General features: G+C 61.2%; 19 protein-coding genes. 10 read left to right on the top strand and 9 right to left on the bottom strand.

Annotation, left to right across the window (positions count from 1 at the left end; genetic code table 11):
- Positions 1 to 7: 7 nt before the first annotated feature.
- Positions 8 to 187, top strand: coding sequence for a hypothetical protein (locus tag ACIY1O_RS10700; protein WP_397475077.1), 180 nt, complete (start codon positions 8 to 10; stop codon positions 185 to 187).
- Between the two features lie 69 nt (positions 188 to 256).
- Entirely contained in the window at positions 257 to 1,087 is an 831-nt protein-coding gene (gene galU / locus ACIY1O_RS10695; protein ID WP_397475076.1) for a UTP--glucose-1-phosphate uridylyltransferase GalU, read from the top strand.
- Between the two features lie 20 nt (positions 1,088 to 1,107).
- On the opposite strand, the gene ACIY1O_RS10690 is transcribed toward galU, so the two are convergent.
- From ACIY1O_RS10690 to ACIY1O_RS10680, 3 genes are all read right to left on the bottom strand, one after another.
- On the bottom strand, positions 1,108 to 2,463 hold the full coding sequence (locus ACIY1O_RS10690) for a 3-deoxy-D-manno-octulosonic acid transferase (RefSeq protein ID WP_397475075.1): 1,356 nt from the start codon (positions 2,461 to 2,463) through the stop codon (positions 1,108 to 1,110).
- Positions 2,460 to 3,467 (bottom strand): lipopolysaccharide heptosyltransferase I, encoded by a 1,008-nt coding sequence (waaC, locus tag ACIY1O_RS10685; protein ID WP_397475074.1) that lies wholly within the window; start codon positions 3,465 to 3,467, stop codon positions 2,460 to 2,462. Before waaC ends, ACIY1O_RS10690 begins: the two co-directional genes overlap by 4 nt.
- 142 nt (positions 3,468 to 3,609) lie before the next feature.
- The gene (locus ACIY1O_RS10680; protein WP_397475073.1) at positions 3,610 to 5,178 is read right to left on the bottom strand and encodes a mannitol dehydrogenase family protein; all 1,569 of its coding nucleotides are present in this window, start codon (positions 5,176 to 5,178) and stop codon (positions 3,610 to 3,612) included.
- Positions 5,179 to 5,300: 122 nt separating this feature from the next.
- Here ACIY1O_RS10680 and lipA point away from each other — a divergent pair, with 122 nt between their 5' ends.
- Positions 5,301 to 6,299, top strand: coding sequence for a lipoyl synthase (lipA, locus tag ACIY1O_RS10675; protein ID WP_397475072.1), 999 nt, complete (start codon positions 5,301 to 5,303; stop codon positions 6,297 to 6,299).
- A 106-nt stretch (positions 6,300 to 6,405) separates the two neighbouring features.
- Here the strand turns inward: lipA and ACIY1O_RS10670 are convergent, their stop codons facing one another.
- Both ACIY1O_RS10670 and fdxA read right to left on the bottom strand, forming a co-directional pair.
- Complete coding sequence (locus ACIY1O_RS10670) at positions 6,406 to 7,836, bottom strand: aldehyde dehydrogenase family protein (RefSeq protein ID WP_397475071.1); 1,431 nt, start codon at positions 7,834 to 7,836, stop codon at positions 6,406 to 6,408.
- A 176-nt stretch (positions 7,837 to 8,012) separates the two neighbouring features.
- Complete coding sequence (fdxA, locus tag ACIY1O_RS10665; RefSeq protein ID WP_397475070.1) at positions 8,013 to 8,336, bottom strand: ferredoxin FdxA; 324 nt, start codon at positions 8,334 to 8,336, stop codon at positions 8,013 to 8,015.
- 124 nt (positions 8,337 to 8,460) lie between these two features.
- On the opposite strand from fdxA, the gene ACIY1O_RS10660 reads away from it, so the two are divergent.
- From ACIY1O_RS10660 to ACIY1O_RS10630, 7 genes are all read left to right on the top strand, one after another.
- Positions 8,461 to 9,210 carry a TetR family transcriptional regulator gene (locus ACIY1O_RS10660; protein ID WP_397475069.1) on the top strand — a complete coding sequence of 250 codons (750 nt, stop codon included), beginning with the start codon at positions 8,461 to 8,463 and terminating at the stop codon, positions 9,208 to 9,210.
- A 169-nt stretch (positions 9,211 to 9,379) separates the two neighbouring features.
- A complete protein-coding gene (locus tag ACIY1O_RS10655; RefSeq protein ID WP_397475068.1) occupies positions 9,380 to 10,984 on the top strand; it encodes a 6-hydroxynicotinate reductase in 1,605 nt (534 codons plus the stop codon).
- 22 nt (positions 10,985 to 11,006) lie between these two features.
- Entirely contained in the window at positions 11,007 to 12,002 is a 996-nt protein-coding gene (locus ACIY1O_RS10650) for a UPF0280 family protein (protein ID WP_397475067.1), read from the top strand.
- Position 12,003: 1 nt separating this feature from the next.
- Complete coding sequence (locus ACIY1O_RS10645; RefSeq protein ID WP_397475089.1) at positions 12,004 to 12,648, top strand: amino acid synthesis family protein; 645 nt, start codon at positions 12,004 to 12,006, stop codon at positions 12,646 to 12,648.
- A 99-nt stretch (positions 12,649 to 12,747) separates the two neighbouring features.
- A complete protein-coding gene (locus ACIY1O_RS10640; RefSeq protein WP_397475066.1) occupies positions 12,748 to 13,332 on the top strand; it encodes an amino acid synthesis family protein in 585 nt (194 codons plus the stop codon).
- Between the two features lie 105 nt (positions 13,333 to 13,437).
- Positions 13,438 to 14,631 (top strand): amidohydrolase family protein, encoded by a 1,194-nt coding sequence (locus tag ACIY1O_RS10635; RefSeq protein WP_397475065.1) that lies wholly within the window; start codon positions 13,438 to 13,440, stop codon positions 14,629 to 14,631.
- A gap of 19 nt (positions 14,632 to 14,650) precedes the next feature.
- Complete coding sequence (locus ACIY1O_RS10630) at positions 14,651 to 15,868, top strand: CaiB/BaiF CoA transferase family protein (RefSeq protein WP_397475064.1); 1,218 nt, start codon at positions 14,651 to 14,653, stop codon at positions 15,866 to 15,868.
- 4 nt (positions 15,869 to 15,872) lie between these two features.
- Here ACIY1O_RS10630 and ACIY1O_RS10625 read toward each other — a convergent pair whose 3' ends face one another.
- From ACIY1O_RS10625 to ACIY1O_RS10610, 4 genes are read right to left on the bottom strand one after another with little or no spacing between them, the layout of a single operon-like run.
- The gene (locus ACIY1O_RS10625; RefSeq protein WP_397475063.1) at positions 15,873 to 16,577 is read right to left on the bottom strand and encodes a TetR family transcriptional regulator; all 705 of its coding nucleotides are present in this window, start codon (positions 16,575 to 16,577) and stop codon (positions 15,873 to 15,875) included.
- 40 nt (positions 16,578 to 16,617) lie between these two features.
- Positions 16,618 to 18,099 carry a GTPase/DUF3482 domain-containing protein gene (locus tag ACIY1O_RS10620; protein ID WP_397475062.1) on the bottom strand — a complete coding sequence of 494 codons (1,482 nt, stop codon included), beginning with the start codon at positions 18,097 to 18,099 and terminating at the stop codon, positions 16,618 to 16,620.
- Complete coding sequence (locus ACIY1O_RS10615) at positions 18,083 to 19,495, bottom strand: DUF2868 domain-containing protein (RefSeq protein WP_397475061.1); 1,413 nt, start codon at positions 19,493 to 19,495, stop codon at positions 18,083 to 18,085. Before ACIY1O_RS10615 ends, ACIY1O_RS10620 begins: the two co-directional genes overlap by 17 nt.
- Entirely contained in the window at positions 19,496 to 19,870 is a 375-nt protein-coding gene (locus ACIY1O_RS10610; protein WP_397475060.1) for a YkvA family protein, read from the bottom strand.
- Positions 19,871 to 19,878: the final 8 nt, after the last annotated feature.

The raw sequence follows: 19,878 nt of genomic DNA, 5'->3' as shown, positions 1-19,878 counted from the left end.
GAGCTCCATGCGTTTCGTGCTTTTACTGATCGTTGCCGTCAATCTGGGCCTGTTTGCATATGGCCGGGGTTTTTTCGGCGTGCCGCCCAGCGAGCTTGGGCGTTCTTTTTCGCAGCTTCCTCCCATTAATTCCAATCTGGTTACCTTGGGCGAGCCAGTGCTGAACCCGTATACCGTTCGCCAGTAAGCAGTGGCGCCGGCTGCGGCAGCGCCGGACAGGTACAATCGGATGCGTTTTCTCTAACGTTGGGAACCTATGAAACCGATACGTAAAGCTGTGTTTCCCGTGGCGGGGATGGGCACGCGTTTTTTGCCGGCCACCAAAGCCATGCCTAAAGAGATGTTGCCCGTCTTCGACAAGCCGCTAATACAGTATGCCGTGGAAGAGGCGATTGCCGCGGGGGTGACCGACCTGATTTTCATCACCGGCCGCAACAAACGGGCCATCGAAGACCATTTCGATAGGGCGCCCGAGCTGGAAGCAGACCTGGCCGCCAAGAACAAGACCGAACTGCTTGATTTGGTGCGCAACGTTATTCCTTCGTACGTCAATTGCATCTATACGCGTCAACCTGCTCCGCTAGGCTTGGGCCATGCCGTGCTTTGCGCTGCGCCTATTGTCGGTAACGAGCCATTCGTCGTCATTTTGGCCGACGACCTGATCGACGCTCAAACACCCGTGACGCGCCAGCTTGTCGAGGCGGCTCATCAGCAAAACGGCAGCGTGCTGGGTATAAATAGTGTTGAACGCAGCCAGACGAACAAGTACGGAATCATCTCGGGCCCGCGCATCAACGACAAGACCAGCAAGGTGGACGGCATTGTCGAAAAGCCCATGCCTGAAGATGCGCCGTCGACGCTTGCCGTGGTGGGCCGTTATGTGCTCGAGCCCGAAATCTTCGACCATTTGCGCCGAACCGAGGCGGGTGTTGGCGGTGAAATCCAACTCACTGACGGTATCGCGCGCCTGCTCGAGTCTCGAGGCGTGTACGGGTACGAATACGAGGGCACCCGGTACGACTGTGGCAGCAAAGAAGGTTTTTACCGTGCCACCCTCGAGCTGGGCCGCAAGTACCACGGCATGTAAAGGTGGCCCGCGGCAGGTCCTTAACGAGGGGCGCGTTCAGCGGCCTGGTCCTGCCGCCCCAGTATTTCCTGCAATCCATTCATTACGCGCTCGACCGCGCCTGCATGCTGCTGAACCCAATAAGCCCCCGCTTCGCCCATTCGGGCCAGGCGCTGCGGGTCGTCCAGTAATTGCAGGCCGAGCTGGATGGCGCTATCCGCGTTGGGCGCGCGCAGGGCTGCGCCTTCCTGGATGGCGTCGGCAGCCGCTTGTTCGAAATTGCGCGTGTGCGGCCCCACGATAACCGGCACGCCGATGGCGCAGGCTTCGATCAAGTTCTGCCCGCCGAGCGGGGCGAAGCTGCCGGCTACGATGGCTACCTGGCTGGCGGCGTAATAACGCGGCATTTCTCCCAGGCTGTCACCCAACAGCACCATCGCGTTGGCGCAGGCTTTGATGGTGCTCGAGGTTGTACCGTCGCCCTTGGGAAACTTGCTGCGACGTGCGAAGGGGACGCCCGCCTTGAGCAGCAGGGCGGCGGCTTCCTCGAAACGTTGCGGATGCCGGGGAATCAGGCAGAACAACACCTCGTCTCTCAGGTTATTGCCCAGCGCCGCCGCTCGCCTGAGTTGCTGCGCGATGGCGTTGACGAAGAGCTCGTCCTCGCCTTCGCGCGTACTGGCAATGGTAAGCATCATGCGCGGCAATGCAGCGGCGAAGGCCTTGCCCTGCGCGACCTCGTTGGGTGGCGGAGAAACGTCGAACTTGAAGTTTCCCGACACCCTTACCGCCATCGCTCCGGCCTGCTCCAGGCGCTGGGCATCCTGCAGCGTCTGGGCGTAGACGGCAGCCAGGCTTTCGTAGGCTTCGCGCATCACTCTGCCGGCCCGCAGGCTCTGGCGCAGCGCGTTGTCGGAGAAGCGTGCGCTGGCCAGGACCATGGGTATGCCCTTGCGGCGCGCTGTGGCGATAATGTTGGGCCAGATTTCGCGTTCAATCATGACGCCCAGGCGTGGCCTGTAATGGCGCAGAAAGCGCTGGACGCTGCCCGGAAAGTCGTAGGGCAGCCATTCCTGTATCAAGTGGCCTTCTTCGATGGCTTTGGCGAACATGCGTCCCGCTTCGGCACGACCGGTCGCCGTCATGTGGGTAAGCAGCACCACCTGGCCGGAGTCGAGCAAGGCCTGGATCAGCGGTTGCGCCGCGCGCGTTTCTCCGAGGCTTACGGCGTGTACCCACACGGGCCTTCGTGTGGGGGCGGCCTTGGTGTAGCGGCCGAATCGCTGCCCGGACAGCACTTCCCATTGTCCGCCGGCGCGGCGGGCGCGCAGGCCCATCCAAGTAAGAAGCGCGGGCGACAGCAAGGTAATGCCGGCGGTATAGACGAAGCGATTCACGTGGGCGGGCCTTGGTCATCTGCCGGTTGAGAGGTGGGTGTTGCCGGCCGGCTATAGTCGAGCGCCTGCTCGACGGCGCTGAGCACGGTTTGCGCCGAAGGAGCGTTGCCTCGTTCTCCCAGGCTGGCACTGTAAGCGGGACCCTGCAGCGGCGTGCGTACCGGGGTGGACGCCTTGTAGATGCCGATGGTCGGCCTGCCCAGGCCGGCCGAAAGATGGGTCAGGCCACTGTCAAGGCCGACCATGATGCGGGCGCGGGCCAGTACGTGGGCAATGTCGGTAAGGCTCATGCGAGGCAGCACTTGGGCGCCTTCCCGACCCCCGATAAGCCCGCGGCCGCGGGAGGCTTCGGCGTCATTGCCCGCGAGCAGCTTAAGCCCCAGGCCATGCTCGCGCAGGCGGTCGAATACAGCGTGCCAGTCTTCGGCCGGCCAGAGCTTATCCGCCCGGCTGGCCGAGGGCATGATGACGGCGTAGGGTTCGATGGGTTGGCCGTCGGTAAAGGCGCTCAGGCCGAAATCAGGCGGCCCCTCGTATTGGTAGCCAAATACCGACGCCGCCAATTCGCGCTGCCGGGTAATGGCGGGCTGCCAGAACTTGACCGTGTGCTTGACGTCGTAGAAGAAGGACGCCAGCGGCTCGCGCGCCGACTTGCGGTCCAGTCCGTGGCGGGTGCCGCGGGTCTGGCGCACCACCCAAACGGATTTCATCAGCGCCTGCATGTCGAGCACGACGTCGTAGCGCCGCGCGCGCAGGGTTTCGCGCAATGCGGCGCGTTCGCTGCGCGACCTGCGTGACCACCATTGCTTGCGCCAGCGGCGGTGCGCTACCGTGATTACGTCGTTAATGGCTGGATGCCATGCGGGTATCTCGGCGAAATTCTCTTCCACCACCCAGTCGATCCGCGCTTGGGGGACGTGCCGCGCTATATCCGATATAGCAGGCAGCATGTGGACGAGGTCGCCCAGCGAGGATGATCGAACGATGAGTATTTTCGTTGTCATGGCGGGATTATAAAGACAACGGCAACGGCTAACAGCGATGTGGAGGCAATTCGGCAAGGGAGTGTTCCCATCGCGGGATGTTTGGCCGGAAATTTGGCGCTGCGGAAAAGCAGCCGCTGGACGACGTGAAGGCTTACCCGATCTATTGTGTGTGATCAGCCGCTGCCAGAGCGGCCAGAGCGCCGGCGCTGCGATCTTCGAGCAGGCTTTGCAGCGCGGCGGTAATGCAGCGAACAAACTCCATGTCTTGGGGCAGCGAGTCGCCGAAAACGGCTTTGATGCCGAGCACAGCATCGACCAGGTCGTGGGGGCCGGCCGTTCGGCCGCCGGCCTTGCGTATGGCCTCGAGAAGCTCGTTGCGCATGGGGTCGTTGATGAACAGTTCTTCGAGACGTTCATTGAGGCCGGTGAGGCAGCGTATCCAGGCCGCCACCACCAAGGCGTGGCGGTCGATGGGCAGGCCGTGCGAGAGCCGTATGCGCATGGGCTCAAGAATGCTGCCCGGCAGCACGAGCGTGGCGTCCATGGCCAATTGAGCGATTGAGCGCTCGACTGCGGGGTTGGCGAAACGAAGCATCAGCCGTGCTTTGTAGTCTTGCCATCCTGGCTTGGCCAACCGGGGCAAGGTGCCGGCGGCTTCAACCATGAGATCGTCGATGAACTGTGCCAGGTCGGGCGCCTGCATGGCTTCGTGGGCGGTTTTGTATCCGGCCGTCGTGCCCAGATAAGCCAGCGCGCATTGCGCGCCGCCCAGCAGGCGTTCGTGCATTTGCTCGTAGGGCTGCACGTGGGCGGCGAATACCGCGCCGGCCTGCTCCCACGGCGGTCGGCCGGCCGAGAACCAGTCTTGGATGACCCATTGCGAAAACGGCTCGGTGATGACTGGAGCGGCGTCGTGGACGCCCAGGAGCGCTTCGGCTTGGGCAAGGTCGGCGGCTCGAATCGCCGGCGTATCGCGATCGACCAGCGAGCACGGGCAGGCGTACTGGGCGAGGAAGTGGCGCAGCAGTTCGCGGTCGCCCAGATCGCGCTGAACGCGTTCAATGTAGTGCTCAAGCACGCGTTGCAGCACTTTGCCGTTGGCGGCCATGTTGTCGCAGCTGAGCAAGGTGAGCGGCTGCATGCCGAGCTGTTTGCGCCGGAAAATCGCCCAGGCCAGCACGCCGATGGCCGTGCCGGCGTTGTGGGGAGAATTCAGGTCGAGTTGGATGTCGGGGTGGTTGAGGTCGAGCGAGTCAGATTCGGCATCGTGGTAATAGCCGCGTTGCGTGATGGTGAGTGTGACGATCTGGGTTTGCGGCGAGGTGAGCGCGTTTAGCACGGTGTCGCGTTCATCGAGCAGATAGGCCGTGCGGGCGATGCTGCCGATGATGCGCGCGTCGATTTGATGGTGATTGCGCACCAGCAAGGTGTAGAGGTTGTCTTGCGGGCCCAGGGCATGCGTGATGGCCGGGTTGCGCAGGCTGACGCTTAGGATGCCCCAGAGCTCGTCGCCCGCTTGCATGATGTCATCGGTGTAAACGGCCTGGTGGCTGCGATGGAAGGCCCCGGCGCCCAGGTGAACGATGCGCACGGACATGTCTTGCCGTGCGTAGACGGGTCGAACGATATGGTCGGGCACGGTATTCAGGGTTGCGCTGGACAGTCGTTCCATGGCGTCGGCTCCGTACAGGACATAATCAGGGCATAGGCCTATTATGGGTCCGGTCATGAAGCAAGGCAAACCAAGAGAGCCGCGGGACAGGACCGGGCATTTCGCCGCAGCGGCTGATCGGCGTTAAAATGGCTGGTGGCTGCGCCTGTTCGGGCGCGGCGTGTCTATTGGGAACAGGTATGACTACACCTCTTGACCGGCCCGTCGCCCACGAAGCGACCGGCGCCGCCGGCTACGATCCAAGCCAGAAACAGAAGTCGCACGCCAAGACTTCACGCATACCCATCAAGATCATCCCCGCCGAGAGGCTTAAAAAACCCGAGTGGATCCGCGTAAAGGCGGCCTCGCCCGGCTCGCGCTTCTACGACATCAAGCGCATCTTGCGCGAGCACAATCTGTACACGGTCTGTGAAGAGGCCTCATGCCCCAATATCGGTGAATGCTTCGGCAAGGGTACGGCCACCTTCATGATCATGGGCGACAAATGTACCCGCCGCTGTCCATTCTGCGACGTCGGCCACGGCCGTCCCGATCCGCTCGATGTCGACGAACCGCTCAACCTGGCCCGTACCATTGCCGCCCTGAAGCTTTCGTATGTGGTCATCACCTCGGTCGACCGCGACGACCTGCGCGATGGTGGGGCCGCGCATTTTGTGGAGTGCATCCAAAAGGTGCGTGAATTGTCTCCCTCCACCCGTATCGAAGTGCTGGTGCCCGATTTCCGCGGCCGCCTCGATCGTGCGCTGGCCATACTCGACGGCGGCCCGCCCGACGTCATGAACCACAACCTCGAAACCGTGCCGCGCCTGTACAAGCAGGCACGTCCGGGTTCCGACTACCAGCATTCGCTCAAGCTGCTTTCCGAGTTCAAGGCGCTGCATCCCGGTATCCCGACCAAATCGGGCCTGATGCTGGGCCTGGGTGAAACCGACGAGGAAATTCTTGATGTGATGCGCGACCTGCGCGCGCACAACGTCGATATGCTTACCATCGGGCAGTACCTGCAACCATCCGAGCATCACCTGCCGGTGCTGCGTTACGTGCATCCCGATACTTTTGCCATGTTCGAGCGCGAAGCTTACGAAATGGGCTTTACGCACGCGGCTGTGGGCGCCATGGTGCGATCTTCGTATCACGCCGATGAGCAGGCGCACGCGGCGGGTGTAAACGCGCTGTAGAACGCAATAGCCTTGCCCGCCGGAAGTTGAGCGTTTATCCAGCTTCCGGGGGGTGGTTCACCGTGTTGCGTTCTTATGTATCGTCCTTTACAGACGTGATGCGGCATCAGGCGGCGGTGTATGCGGTCTTGACGATGGTGAAAAATTCGCGCGCATACCTGCCTTGTTCGCGCGGCCCATAGCTTGAGCCTTTTCGGCCGCCGAACGGCACGTGGTAGTCGACTCCGGCGGTGGGGACATTGACCATGACCATGCCCGCCTGCACCGCACGCTTGAAGTGTGCGGCGTGCTTGAGCGACTGCGTGCAGATGCCCGAGCTAAGGCCAAATTCAGTGTCGTTGGCCAGGGTCAGGGCATGTTCGTAATCGTCGGCCGGGATGACGGTGGCGACGGGACCAAAGATTTCTTCCTGTGCGATGCGCATTTGGCTGTCGGCATCGGCAAATACGGCCGGGCTGAAGTAATACCCTTGGGTGTCCAGTTCAAGACGTTCTCCGCCGCATAGCAGTCTGGCGCCTTCTTGCCGGCCGATTTCTATATAGGCCAGGTTCTGTTCTAGCTGGGGGGCTTCGCTGACCGGGCCGATTTGTGTCTGGGGGCGTAAAGCGTGGCCGACCCGCAAGGCTTGGGTGCGCTTGGACAGCTCGCTGGTAAAGCGGTCGTAGATGCCGCGCTGAACAATGATGCGGCTGCTGGCGGTGCATCGTTGGCCGGTGGAATAAAAAGCGCCTTGTATGGCGCAGTCGAGCGCAGTTTCAAAATCAGCGTCATCCAGGATGACCAGGGGGTTTTTGCCGCCCATTTCAAGCTGTACCTTCTTGCGCAGGGCGGCGGCCTGTTCGAGCACGCCGCGCCCCGTGGGCACGGAACCGGTAAACGTAATGGCTTCCACGCGTGGATCATCGATGAAGGCGGCGCCGACGACCGAGCCGCGTCCCATGACGAGGTTGAACACCCCTTCGGGCAGGCCGCTGCGACTGATGATCTCGGCCAGGGCCCACGCCGAGCCCGGGACCAGATCGGCCGGCTTGAAGACGACGCAGTTGCCATAGGCCAGCGCCGGCGCGATCTTCCAGGCGGGGATGGCGATGGGGAAGTTCCACGGCGTGATAATGCCCACGACGCCAATGGGCTCGCGCGAAACCTCGACCTGTATGCCTGGTCGCACCGAGGCAAGGGCCTCGCCCTCGATACGTAGCGCCTCGCCGGCGAAGAACTTGAATATCTGGCCTGCACGGCCCACTTCGGCGATGCCTTCGGGCAAGGTCTTGCCCTCTTCGCGAGCCAGCAGCTCGCCCAGTTCGTTCTTGCGCGCCAGCAGCTCGGAGCCGATCATGTCGAGGGCATCGAAACGCTGTTGCGGCGTGCTAAGCGACCAGGCCGGCCAGGCGGCATGGGCGGATGCCAGCGCCATGTCCACGTCTGCGGCGCTTGCTCGCACGTACTCGCCCACAACGTCGGACAGATCGGAGGGATTGATGTTTTGTTGAACATTGTCGCTGCCGATCCATTGGCCGGCGATCCAATTTTTATGCATGAGCGAACTCGTGTGATGGGTGTTCAAGATGACAGCATACGAAGGTGCCAGCATACCGCCAATGGCGGTTTATTGCTAGATTTTATGCATTAATTAGAACATTCTGCATAAAAAATGGGGTGCGGCGGTGTAATCCCCGGGTGCGCCGGCAGGGCCGTAACGGTGCAATTGATGCTTCAACGTTCCAGTTCGTCGAGTTTGCCGGTTTTATCCTTCCATTCTTCAGCGTCGGGCATCGCCCCGACGCTACGCGAAATTACCTCCCATTCTTGCGACAGCTCGGCATTGAGCTCGATGAAATGAAGCTGGTCGGATGGCAGATCTTCTTCGGCATAAATGGCTTCCACCGGACATTCGGGAACGCAGACGGCGCAGTCTATGCATTCGTCGGGATCAATCACCAGAAAATTCGGCCCGACATGGAAGCAATCGACGGGACAGACGTCCACACAGTCGGTGTAACGGCAACGTATGCATGCTTCGGTAACGACGTGAGTCATGGAAAACCTATGTGACGTGTTGGATGACAATGTTTCCGGCGTATCGTAGTGCATCGGATAAATGTAGTAAACACCAAATTTTTCGGTGTTGACTACATTTTCATGTTGAGTAGAATTCCAGCAGATGTCAACTAAGAAAGCTGTATTGTCCATGTCTACCCAGGCCCCCAGAAAGAAAACTACCGGAAAATCCGCCTCGGGCAAAGCCGCAGCCGGGGGGCGAGGCAAGGCCGCCATACACGTTGCCACACAGGTTCGCGCGCACAAGACCCGCGAAGCCATACTCAGGGCTGCAACCCGCGTCTTTGCGCGAAACGGGTTTACCGACGGCAAGGTCGAAAGCATTTCACGTCTGTCGGGCACTCATGACCGGATGATCTACTACTACTTCGGAAGCAAGGCCCAGCTGTTCGTCGAAGTGCTGGAAACCGCTTACGAAAAAATGAACGAGGCCGAGGCCCGTATCGACATCGATCTGGAAGAGCCCGTTGCCGCCTTGACGACCATTGTGCACTTCGTCTGGCAATACTATTTGGATCACCCCGAGTTCATCACCCTGCTCAACAGCGAAAATCTGCTCAAGGGCCGGCATATCAAGAAGTCGGCCCGCGCCAGCGAGTTGTCATCGCCGGCCGTGGCCATTTTGCGTGAAGTTTTACGCTCAGGAGTTGAAAAAGGTGTTTTTCGGGCGGAAAAAGCAGCCCGCGACCTCTACATCGAGATCGCAGCCCTGGGATATTTTTACCTCTCCAACCACTACACCCTTAGCGTCTTTCTTAATGCCGATCTACGAGGCCAGGGCGAGCTTGAGCACTGGAAATCCGTCATCACCGACACGGTCCTGCGCAGCGTCCTCTTGAAATTGCCCAACTGATTTTGCCGGCGGTCTAAGGGTTGAAACCGTCTTGTCGCTCAGAAGCTTTTGCGCTAAGATCAAGCAGTAAATGTAGTAACCACTACAATTTGTAGTAAGCGCTACACGCAGATTCATCCAAGGCGCCGCTTCACGCAGGCGCTATCCGCAATCCAAGGAGTCGTCGGTAATGACCGAACATACCAAAGTGGACCACAGCTCCGACAACCTGGACGACGCGATGCCGTCTACGCCCGGCCCCACCGTGCTCGAGAAAACCAAACCTCGCAACACCAAGATGGCTACGAACAAGGTCGAGTGCAATGCCTGTCCGGTGCTGTGCCAGATTACCGAGGGCCGTACGGGTGCATGCGACCGCTGGGGTAACGTCGACGGCGTACTTACACGCATAGAGCCCGTAATAATCATGCGCCGGCCGGTCGGCCCGCCGGCTCCCGCCTCGATCGAGGCGGCCTCGGCCACCGCAACTGTCGAAGACGAAGCCGCGCAGCAGGCAAGCGAGGCTTCGGCGGCGGGCGCGGCCGAAACCGATTTATTCGTCAGCGGCGTCGGCTCGGGCACCACCTACCCTGATTACAAGCCCGCGCCCTTCATCGTCTCATCCAAAGCCGACGGCGTAGACATGGTCACCGTCGTTACCGAGGGCATATTCAGTTATTGCAGCTTCAAGGTAAAAATCGATACCGACCGCTATCTTGGGCCCGAACAATCCAATATTCGCCATAAGGGCGAAATCGTCGGCCACGTCACCACGGCAGAATACGGCTCACAGATGCTTTCGCTGGGTGGGGTCCATCATCTTACGGGCGGCAGTAAAAAAGAGGGCCGTATCACCTGCGACATGATGATGGCGCTGGGTAATAAGCAGCCGGTCGAGCTCAGCATCGACGGCGGGGCGCAATTGGTGGTTCAGGCCGGCAAGGCGCCCATCGTCGATGGTGTCGAAGAAAAGCGCATGCGGGTGGGTTGCGGGTCGGCCGCCATCGGCATTTTTGCCAAGCAATGGTTCAGCCATGCCGACGAAGTGGTGGTGGTCGACGACCACATTACCGGGGTGCTTACCGAGCACCAGGCGGGGCGTTGCCTCGATATCCCTCCGTCGGGCATCAAGATGAGGGGTCGTAAATCAACGCCAGGCCGATATTTCCAGGTGGCCAACCCGGGCAACGGCTGGGGCGGAACCGACATTTCCGATCCCTTGTCCATTATCGAAGGGTTCGATCCAGAAGTTGCCCGCCCCGGCTTGCGCTTGCTGATCACCTCCACCACCGGCGAGCATGCCGAGTATTACGAACTTGACGAGGCCTTGCAGCCGCAGCGCAAGCTCATGCCGGAAGCCTTGCAAAAGACCGTGGAGCGCATCGGTGAAAATTGCGAACCCTCCCTGGCCAGCGTGCTCTTCCTGGGCGGAGCCGGCGGTTCGTTGCGAGCGGGGGTTACTGAAAACCCCATATGGCTGACCAATTCCATCAAGAAGGCGCTGGTCAACGTAACTTGCGGAGGCGCGCCGGCCTATATCTGGGCGGGCGGCGGCATCACCGTCATGGTCGACGTCATGCGCATGCCCGAAAATTCTTTCGGCTATGTGCCTACCCCGGCCATTGTGGCGCCCATCGAGTTCAGCATGCGGCTGACAGATTACGAACGCCTGGGCGGCCACGTGGCTGATGTCACGCCCATCAGCGATGTACTGGCCAAGGCAGACCACCGGATCATCGACTGGGTCGACCCCGCCAGCCCCTGGCCCATCGCGGGCAAGCCGGTGCTGGGCTAGGGTCGGCGTTCAAGGCAGCCTCATGAGCCGGATCACGCCTGTGGCGCCCACTGAGCCCATCGTCCATCCTTCCGGCGCCTCGCGCGCCTTGTTGGACGATGGGCGCTGGCATTTCCAGCATGGCCCCATCGATCTCATCATTGGCGCCGAAGGCGATCCAGAAAGCGTCCAGGCGGCCCTGTCGGGCGCGTGGGAACGGTTCACGCAAATATTGCCCGAACTCGTCGGCGAGCTTCCCTTGTTGCGCGGCCAGGCCACCCTGAATGCGCGCACCCAGGGGCCTGTGGCCGCACGCATGTTCGCTGCCTGCGAACCCTATGCCTTGCAGACATTCGTCACACCCATGGCAGCGGTTGCCGGGTCTGTGGCCGACGATCTCATCGGGTTTTTTTCCGGTCAGGCGGGGGTCCGGCGGGCCTATGTCAATAATGGGGGCGATATTGCGCTACATATTGGCCCGGGCCAAAGCTACCGGGTTGGCATGTTCTCTGATCTTGGCCGCTATCAGGGCAAGCCCGTCGACCTAGACGGCGCATTTATGATCTCGGCCCAAATGCCGATACGGGGAATCGCCACCAGTGGCTGGCGGGGCCGCAGCTTCAGCATGGGTATTGCCGACAGCGTCACGGTGTTGGCCGGCGTTGCGGCGCGGGCCGATGTTGCCGCCACCTTGATTGCGAACGAGGTTTATGCCGACCACAACGCCGTGCGTCGCGCCCCGGCCGACACGATAAAGGACGACACCGACCTGGGCTCGCGCTTGGTCACGGTGGATGTGGGGCCGCTGCCCCAGTCATCCATCGACGCGGCGCTTGATTCCGGCGCCGCCTTTGCCCGGCGTTTGCATGGACAGGGCTTGATCCACACAGCCGTGTTGATGTTGCAAGGCTCGGTACGAGTAGTGGGCGAACAGAACAACCCTAGGCAGGCGGGCGAAACTCCGCGCCTTGATATCGAAGCCATTGCAGGACGCCAGGCGCCTGCCCAAAGCAAAGTTCAAAAGGAAAGCCATGTCTGATTTGATACAAGTACGTCGGATCGCCACCGAGGTGGAAACCATATTCCACGAGTTCGGTCCGGCCGGAAAGCAGCCCCTTATTCGCGGCGCTGTCGCTGCTGTTCTTAAAAACCCCTACGCCGGCCGCTACGAAGAAAACATCTTGCCCATGATGGAGCAGCTTAACGAGGTGGGGCTGGACATGGCCCAGCGACTGGTGGCGGCCATGGACGTGCAGCCCGATGACATCGAAAGCTACGGCAAGGGGTCGATCGTGGGTGGCGCCGGCGAGCTCGAGCATGGCGTCTTATGGCATGTGCCCGGCGGCTACGCCATGCGCGAGCTTTTGGGATGGAAGGGAGACCGCTCCGCCTATAAGCAGGGCCAGGGCTCTGTACCCAAGGGGCTCGAGATGGGACGCGCGCTGTCCATTGTGCCCTCAACCAAGAAAGTGGGTGGCCCGGGCACGAAACTTGACGTCCCGCTTACCCACGTAACCGCCAGCTATGTGCGTGGCCATTTTGACGCCATGGAAGTCTACGTGCCGGGCGCCCCGGCCGCGGATGAGCTTGTCTTCATTCTGGTGATGGCAACGGGCGAGCGCATACATCAACGCGTCGGGGGCTTGCGGCCCGAGCAGATAAGCAAGTACGACGGCCTGCGCTAAGCGCCGGCCCAAGGCGCCCCAATCTTGCCCGCGCGCCGATTGTGTCGCACGAGCGGGCCTCATGGAAACAGCGATACAAAAGTGGATCAGGAGAAAAACATGTCAGCAAAGATACGCAAAATGGTGGTGGTCGTTGACGAGACCCGAGTCGAAATGGGCAAGCAGATCGAGCCGGCCACGCGCCGTGCGGTCGCCATGGCCGTTATCGAGAACCCATACGCCGGACGCTATTCCGACAACCTGGACGAACTCATCGCCATCGGCGAGGAACTGGGCGGGGTGCTGGGCGAACAATGTGTCAAGGCGCTGGGCATACAGCCGGATCAGGCTGAAAGCTACGGTAAGGCCGCCATCGTGGGCGAGTCGGGCGAGCTCGAGCATGCCGCCGCCATCCTTCATCCCAAGCTGGGTGCGCCGTTGCGAAAAGCTGTGCAGAAGGGCGCGGCCCTGGTCCCTTCATCCAAGAAGATGGGTGGAATCGGTTCCGCCATTGACGTGCCGCTGGGCCACAAGGATGCCGCTTTCGTTCGCAGCCACTTCGATGCGATAGAGGCGCGTGTCTCGGATGCGCCCCGTGCCAACGAAATTGTGGTGGCCGTCGCGGTAACCGATTCGGGGCGGCCCCTGCCCAGGGTGGGCGGATTGCAGGTATCCGAAGTCAAGGGCGAGGACGGCTTGCGCTAACCCCCATGCCTGCATCTGCACGGTTCAGCCACAGGGCCAGGGGCCGTGGATGCAGGCGGGTGGGCGTCGCAGCTTAGAGAATTTTCAGACACCAAGGAGAGCATCATGGCCACTGCCGCCGCAGCAGAGAAGTCAGGAAAGGTCGTCATCAAGAATATCGGTTTGTTGTTGTCCGGCGACCTGGACAACCCCATTCTCGACGCCGACACCATTATGGTTGACGATGGCCGCATCTCGGTCGTGGGCAAGTATGCCGACTGCGATGTCGAAGGGGCCGATACCGTCATCGATTGCCGCGGCACCACGCTTAGCCCTGGCCTGATCGACTCCCACGTGCATCCGGTCGCCGGTGATTGGACCCCGCGCCAGGGGCAACTGGGCTGGATCGACTCGTCGCTCAATGGCGGTGTCACCACGATGATATCGGCGGGTGAAGTGCATTACCCCGGCCGGCCCAAAGATATCGTGGGTCTCAAGGCGCTGGCCATCACCTCGCAGCGTGCCTATGAAAACGCTCGGCCGGGCGGGGTCAAGGTGTTGGCGGGCGCCCCCGTCATCGAGAAAGGCATGGTCGAATCAGATTTCAAAGATCTCGCCGACGCGGGTGTGAAATTGCTGGGCGAGATTGGGCTGGGAAGCGTCAAGGCAGGAGACGAGGCGCGCCAGATGGTCGAGTGGGCGCGCAAGTACGGCATCCAAAGCACCATCCATACCGGCGGGCCGTCAATTCCGGGGTCGGGCCTGATTGATAAAGACGTTGTCCTGGAAGCCGACGCCGACATCATCGGACATATCAACGGCGGGCATACCGCCTTGCCGTACAAGCATGTATGTGAGCTATGCGAGCGGTCGACCCGAGGCATAGAGATCGTTCACAACGGCAACGAGCGCATTGCCATCCTTACCGCCCGCCACGCGCATGAGCTGAAGTGTCTGCATCGCGTCATTCTTGGCACCGACGGGCCGGCCGGGTCGGGTGTCCAGCCTCTGGGTATACTGCGCATGGTTTCTCAGCTTTCGAGCCTTGCTGACATTCCAGCTGAAATCGCCTTCTGTTTCGCCACCGGCAATACCGCTCGCATGCGCGATCTTGATTGTGGCCTGATCGAGGTGGGGCGAGCCGCGGATTTCGTCATCATGGATCGCGCCCAGCATACGGCTGCATCCACACTGCTTGAAAGCGTGCAACTTGGCGACCTGCCGGGTATCGGCATGGTTATCATCGACGGCATCGTGCGCTGCCAGCGCAGCCGCAATACGCCGCCGGCCACCGAGCTTCCGATCATCGAGCGGCATTAAACAGAGGTAGGCTTCCAGCATGACAGCAGCATTGCAGGGCATCGTGGTATTGGATTTGTCGCGTATTCTGGCGGGGCCCTGGTCCACACAGAATCTGGCGGACTTGGGCGCGGATGTTATCAAGGTCGAGCGTCCCGGCACCGGCGACGACACTCGGCGTTGGGGGCCTCCGTTTGCCACCGACAAAGACGGCGTTGCAGGCGATGCCGCTTACTTTTTTTGCTGTAATCGCGGCAAGCGATCAATCACGCTCGACTTTACCGTCGAAGCAGGTCGCGCCGTGCTGCTGGAGCTGGTCAAGAAAGCCGACATCCTGGTCGAGAACTACAAGGTGGGCGGGCTGAAGAAGTACGGGCTCGACTACGAAACACTGTCGCAAATCAACCCCCGCCTGATCTATTGTTCGATTACGGGCTTCGGCCAGACTGGCCCTTACGCAAAGCGCCCCGGCTACGATGCGCTGATTCAGGCAATGGGCGGGCTGATGAGCATCACCGGTGAGTCTGACGACGTAACCGGCGGCGGCCCTCAGAAGGTCGGCGTGGCGGTGGTGGATATTCTTACAGGCCTATACGCCACGTCGGCCATTCTGGCCGCGCTTCATCATCGCGGACGCAGCGGCAAGGGCCAGTACATCGATGTTTCCCTGCTTGATGTGCAGGTGGCCACCTTGGCCAACCAGGCAAGCAATTTCTTGATCGGCGACCAGGTTCCGGGCCGGCTCGGAAGCGCCCATCCTTCCATCGTGCCTTACCAGCCCTTCGCCTGCTCTGACGGCCATGTCATGCTGGCCATTGGCAATGACACCCAGTTTGCCAACTTTTGCCAGGCGGCGGGTTGCGACGAATTGGCCGGCGACCCCCGTTTTGTCAATAATTCGCAGCGTGTGCATAACCGCGACGCGCTTATCCCGCTGCTGCAGGAACGCATCCAATCCAAGACCATAGATCAGTGGTGCGAACTTGCCACGGCGCATGGCTTTCCTTGCGGCCCCATCAACACGGTCGACCGGGTGTTCGACGACGAACATATCAAGGCGCGGGGTGTCAGGGTCGACATCGATTCGGCCCGGTACGGCAAGGTCGGCACAGTGGCCAGCCCAATGCGGTTTTCCGACACGCCGGTGCAGTATGCGTCGGCCCCGCCCGAGCTGGGTCAGGACACCGAGGCGGTGCTGGCAGAGCTGGGCCTGGATGGGGCGCGGGTGGCGGAACTGCGTGAGCTCAATGCGATTTGAGGCGCTATTTTTTTAATACCGAATCCAGAAGCAGCTTGCTGATGTAGCCGGCCCAGCCGTCTATTTTGTCCGCGTCCATCAGGTCGGTGTTCATGAAGGCCGAAAACGTATAACGGTTGGACACGTAAAAATACCCGAGCGCCGTCATGGCCATATATAGCTTGCGGCAGTCGATGCCTGTGCGGAAATGGCCTTGTTCGACGCCCTTGCGAACGACGTCCTCCAGGATGGCAATGGCGGGAAGCGCGTATTGATCAGTTGCGCGCGTTTTGCCTATGTGCTTGCCCTTCTGCAAGTTCTCGGTTCCGAGCAAGGTGATGATTTCAGGGTTGGCGAGGTAGTAGCGAAAAGGAAATTCGATGATCTTGCGCAGCGAACCCACCGGGTCTTCAAGGTCGAGCTCAAGGTTCTTTTCGGCTTCGAACATATCTTTGTAGGCGCCTTCCAGCACTTCGACAAAGAGTTTTTCCTTGCTCCCGAAATAGTAGTAGATCAGGCTGTCGTACGATTTGGCGGCCTTGGAAATCTTGTCGACGCGGGCGCCGTCGTACCCATCTTTTGAAAAGATTTTCTTCGCGGCCCGCAAGATGTTCTCGCGCGTGGTCTTGGCCGATCTTGGGCGCGGTGCGCGCTTTGCCGGAGACGGACTTTCAATTGCGCTGTCGGCGGCGGTTTTGGCGCTTTGCGTGTTGTCGTCTTTGGTGCTCATAACCATATATTACACATCTACATAGTGAGCGCTAAATAAATCAGTGCCCAAGCCAGTAAGCCAGGCCTCGAACCACCTCCTCGCGTCGTGAGTTTCCTTCAACATAGTCGTGGGCAAGCGTGGACCATCCCGGCTGGCTGCGAGCTTCGGCGAGCGCCTCGGGCAACTTGCCGGAGCGCAACGCAACACCGGCGGGAGTGTCAACCGAAAAGCTGGTGTCTGCTTCAACACGGGTCGCCGTATCGCTTGGAAGCCTTGCTTCGGTTTCCGTACCGACGGGCCGATCGGCCTCGCCAAGGACAATGGGTGTGAACGCGGCATGGCCGCGATGCTGCAGCGCTTGCACCAAGGCAAGCTGGCGCAGCGCCAGCAGACGCAACACGGCATCGTCAACGGTGATTTCGCGATAGCCTTGCACACGTCCCATGACCCGTTTTCCCAGACGGTTTGCGCCCTGCCAAAGACCGCCCGCAATGGCGCCCGTCAGCGCTGCCGCGCCCAGGCTGAGCCCGGCCGTGAACAGATCGACGGTGACGCCGGCCATGGCGCCGGCCGCCATGCCTTTGCCTACGTGCACGCCCATGTCCTTGAGCGCTTGGGGATGGAATAAATCCATGCTCCATCGCTCTCCCTGCAAGGGCAGGGAATGCTGTGTGAAATCGTCCTGGCGGAAATTGTAGCGGCGCAGCAGGTCGCGTACGCAAACGGATTCGCGTTGGCGTACCTGTTCGCGAAGCCGTTCACCGGCGGCTTCAACGCTGGCCTGATCGGGCTTGCTCGAGAGACGTAGGGCCGCCGTGTCGATGAGTAGTTCGGCCACCATGCGCAAGGCGTCTTCGCGGCGCAAAGTCTGTTGTTCAAGTATGTCTTGCTTCAGGGCCTGCAGCAGGCCGGCATGAGAATCCAGCATCAATGCCAGCTTGTCATAGAGCCGGGTTTCGCCGTCCAGGGGCGGCGCCACCGAATCGAACTCTACCGCCGCATGCAAACCCAGGCGAGACAGGGCGCTGCGCCATTCCTCGGTGCGCTGGCGGGGGCTGTGCAGGAAATTCAATACCGGCAGCAAGGGCCGGCCGCAAAGAGCCAGGGCGGTGAGCTCATCGCGATGCTTGCCCAGCACCGGGTCACGGACGTCAATCACGTACAGGCCCGCGTCACATTCGAGCAGTTTGCGCAGCACGCGAGCTTCTTGTTCGTAGCGTCCCGCGCTTTCAGGGGAGTCGAGGAAGACCCGAATACGGTCGGGACCGTCTTTTCGTTGGGCCGGGGGGCATAACTGATCGAGGTAATCGAGCAGGCCCATACCGTCTTCCATGCCGGGCGTGTCGTATAGCTCGACTGCCTGCTTGCCGGCCAATGGCAGTCGCGCTCCTTCGACGTGCCGTGTCGTTCCGGGATTGTCTTCGACGCGCCCAAAATCGGGGTTGCGTGTAAGCGTGCGCAGCAATGAGGTCTTGCCGGTATTGGTGTGACCCACCACCGCCAGGCGCAGCACGTCGTTATGCTTAGCGAGTTTCGGCATCTGAAACTCCATCCAGCCAGTGCAAAGCGGGCTCAAGTGCGGCGTGAATACAGTTGGCCGGCAGGCCGGCGGTAGTCAGCTGCCGGCGCCATGCCGTCAGCCGTGATTCGTGGGCTGAGCTTGTCTCGGTGATAAAGGCCACCCTGGCCTCGTCGGCATACGAGGCCAGTTCGGCAATATACGTCAATGCGCTTCGATCAGGGGTTTGGTAGCTGTCGCAGACAATCAGCAGGCGGCGCACCGGTTGGGCGTGAAGCTGATCGAGCAAAGCGTGTCGCTGCGCCCGGCTGTCAATAATGCCCGCATTTTGCACGCCTTCAGGCAAGCCTGCGGGAGGCCAGGCGGTGCTGGATGCCAGTTCCAAGCCAACAATAAGGGGGTGGTCGGTAAAACTCATGGCGGGCGACCGTTCGACATGAGCAAGAGTTTCGGGCCCTGGTGGAGCGTCCGGTGCGATGGCTTCGCTGGACGGCATCAGGCGGGGGCGAAGATCAGCATAGCCCGGCAACGAGGTATCCAGCCTGGAGGCTCGCCGGATTCCTTGCCGGGCCAACACCAGACTGACCACGGCGGCCGCAAGGCGCGGAATAACTCCATACACAATCACGCAGCCGATGAGCCAGCTCGACCATAAGGCCTGGGCTTCCTGGGGCAGGACGTTTAGCCCGTCGCTTAGCCGGATTGTGGCTTCGGGCGGCATGGCGAAACCGAGCCGGGCCGGCAGCCAGCCCAGGGCCTCGGTCAGCCCGACGAAGGCGTCGGGTGTGAGTAAGGTGGTTTCCCAATTGAAGGTATAGCGCCGCGCTGAAAGCATCGCCAGCAAGGTGGCGAGCAGGCCTGCCAGTGCGGTAAGCCACAGCAGGTGGCTCACCGCACTGAGCGCCCAGCGCAAGCTCCCGCTTCGACCGAGCAGGCCGATCAATGCGCGAGGCGCAAGCGCCGTATCGGGGCCTCGAGCCAGCTTGCGTGTGGCATCGAGCCACATTCGCCCCAGCCAGGCGCCGCCGCCGTTGGATTGCAGGCCTATTCCGGCCAGCCAGAGAATCAAGGTCAGCAGATGCAGGCCCAGCATCGCAACCAGTGCAAGCAGCAAGTTGACGGGACGGGTGCCGTCGCCCAGGGCCCCAAGCGCGGTGCCGATGCCGGCCAGGGCCGCCAGGGCGAACATGGCGGCCAGCGTCCAGCGAGCCAGGCGGGACCAGTGGACCAAGACTTCATCAAGTTTCTCGCGGCGCGCCAGGAACTGGGCCCGGCGAGCGATGCGTTGGACAAATGAGCCGCCTTCCGCGCGGACCCGGCGCACTTCAGTGCTGTCCTGGAGTTGGCCCCAATGGGCCTCGCGCAAGCGCAGGGTTTCAGTCAGCCAGGCTTGCTGAAATTGACCGCCAGCGCGCATTCAGGATCTGACCTGTTGCGGGCCGGCGTCGGCGCGGACGCCGAACCATCGGTCGAGCTTGTCGTGTGCCTGGGCCTTGACTTCGGGCGTGACGTAAAAGGCGACGGTGGCCAGCGCCGCAGCCATGACGCTGAGGTCATCGGTGTAGCCGATGATGGGGGCGAGGTCGGGTATGGCGTCTAAAGGGAAGATGAAGTAACCCAGGGCGCCGTAAATAACGCGTTTTGCCCACACGGGCGTGCCGGGGTTTTGGGCGGCATAGTATAGATAAAGGGCTTTTTCAAGCGTGCCGCGTCCCGCCGCCGCCGCATGTTTGGCAAGCTTTTTCCAGAACCGTGTCGTGCTGTAGAAATGTCGATATTGCGATTGAGCCATGGTGCCTC

It is taken from the genome of Pusillimonas sp. (assembly GCF_044464525.1).
Classification (GTDB): Bacteria; Pseudomonadota; Gammaproteobacteria; order Burkholderiales; family Burkholderiaceae_B; genus Pusillimonas.
The sequence above is the reverse complement of the archived record's forward strand: the minus strand, read 5'-3'. Positions and strand labels throughout refer to the sequence as shown.

Coding starts and splice junctions, on each gene's coding strand:
- ACIY1O_RS10635 (WP_397475065.1), top strand. CDS start 13,438: ATGGCCACTGCCGCCGCAGCAGAGAAGTCAGGAAAGGTCGTCATCAAG.
- lipA (WP_397475072.1), top strand. CDS start 5,301: ATGACTACACCTCTTGACCGGCCCGTCGCCCACGAAGCGACCGGCGCC.
- ACIY1O_RS10620 (WP_397475062.1), bottom strand. CDS start 18,099: ATGCCGAAACTCGCTAAGCATAACGACGTGCTGCGCCTGGCGGTGGTG.
- ACIY1O_RS10615 (WP_397475061.1), bottom strand. CDS start 19,495: ATGCGCGCTGGCGGTCAATTTCAGCAAGCCTGGCTGACTGAAACCCTG.
- ACIY1O_RS10650 (WP_397475067.1), top strand. CDS start 11,007: ATGAGCCGGATCACGCCTGTGGCGCCCACTGAGCCCATCGTCCATCCT.
- galU (WP_397475076.1), top strand. CDS start 257: ATGAAACCGATACGTAAAGCTGTGTTTCCCGTGGCGGGGATGGGCACG.
- waaC (WP_397475074.1), bottom strand. CDS start 3,467: ATGACAACGAAAATACTCATCGTTCGATCATCCTCGCTGGGCGACCTC.
- ACIY1O_RS10610 (WP_397475060.1), bottom strand. CDS start 19,870: ATGGCTCAATCGCAATATCGACATTTCTACAGCACGACACGGTTCTGG.
- ACIY1O_RS10660 (WP_397475069.1), top strand. CDS start 8,461: ATGTCAACTAAGAAAGCTGTATTGTCCATGTCTACCCAGGCCCCCAGA.
- ACIY1O_RS10655 (WP_397475068.1), top strand. CDS start 9,380: ATGACCGAACATACCAAAGTGGACCACAGCTCCGACAACCTGGACGAC.
- ACIY1O_RS10670 (WP_397475071.1), bottom strand. CDS start 7,836: ATGCATAAAAATTGGATCGCCGGCCAATGGATCGGCAGCGACAATGTT.
- ACIY1O_RS10630 (WP_397475064.1), top strand. CDS start 14,651: ATGACAGCAGCATTGCAGGGCATCGTGGTATTGGATTTGTCGCGTATT.
- ACIY1O_RS10680 (WP_397475073.1), bottom strand. CDS start 5,178: ATGACCGGACCCATAATAGGCCTATGCCCTGATTATGTCCTGTACGGA.
- ACIY1O_RS10700 (WP_397475077.1), top strand. CDS start 8: ATGCGTTTCGTGCTTTTACTGATCGTTGCCGTCAATCTGGGCCTGTTT.
- ACIY1O_RS10640 (WP_397475066.1), top strand. CDS start 12,748: ATGTCAGCAAAGATACGCAAAATGGTGGTGGTCGTTGACGAGACCCGA.
- fdxA (WP_397475070.1), bottom strand. CDS start 8,336: ATGACTCACGTCGTTACCGAAGCATGCATACGTTGCCGTTACACCGAC.
- ACIY1O_RS10625 (WP_397475063.1), bottom strand. CDS start 16,577: ATGAGCACCAAAGACGACAACACGCAAAGCGCCAAAACCGCCGCCGAC.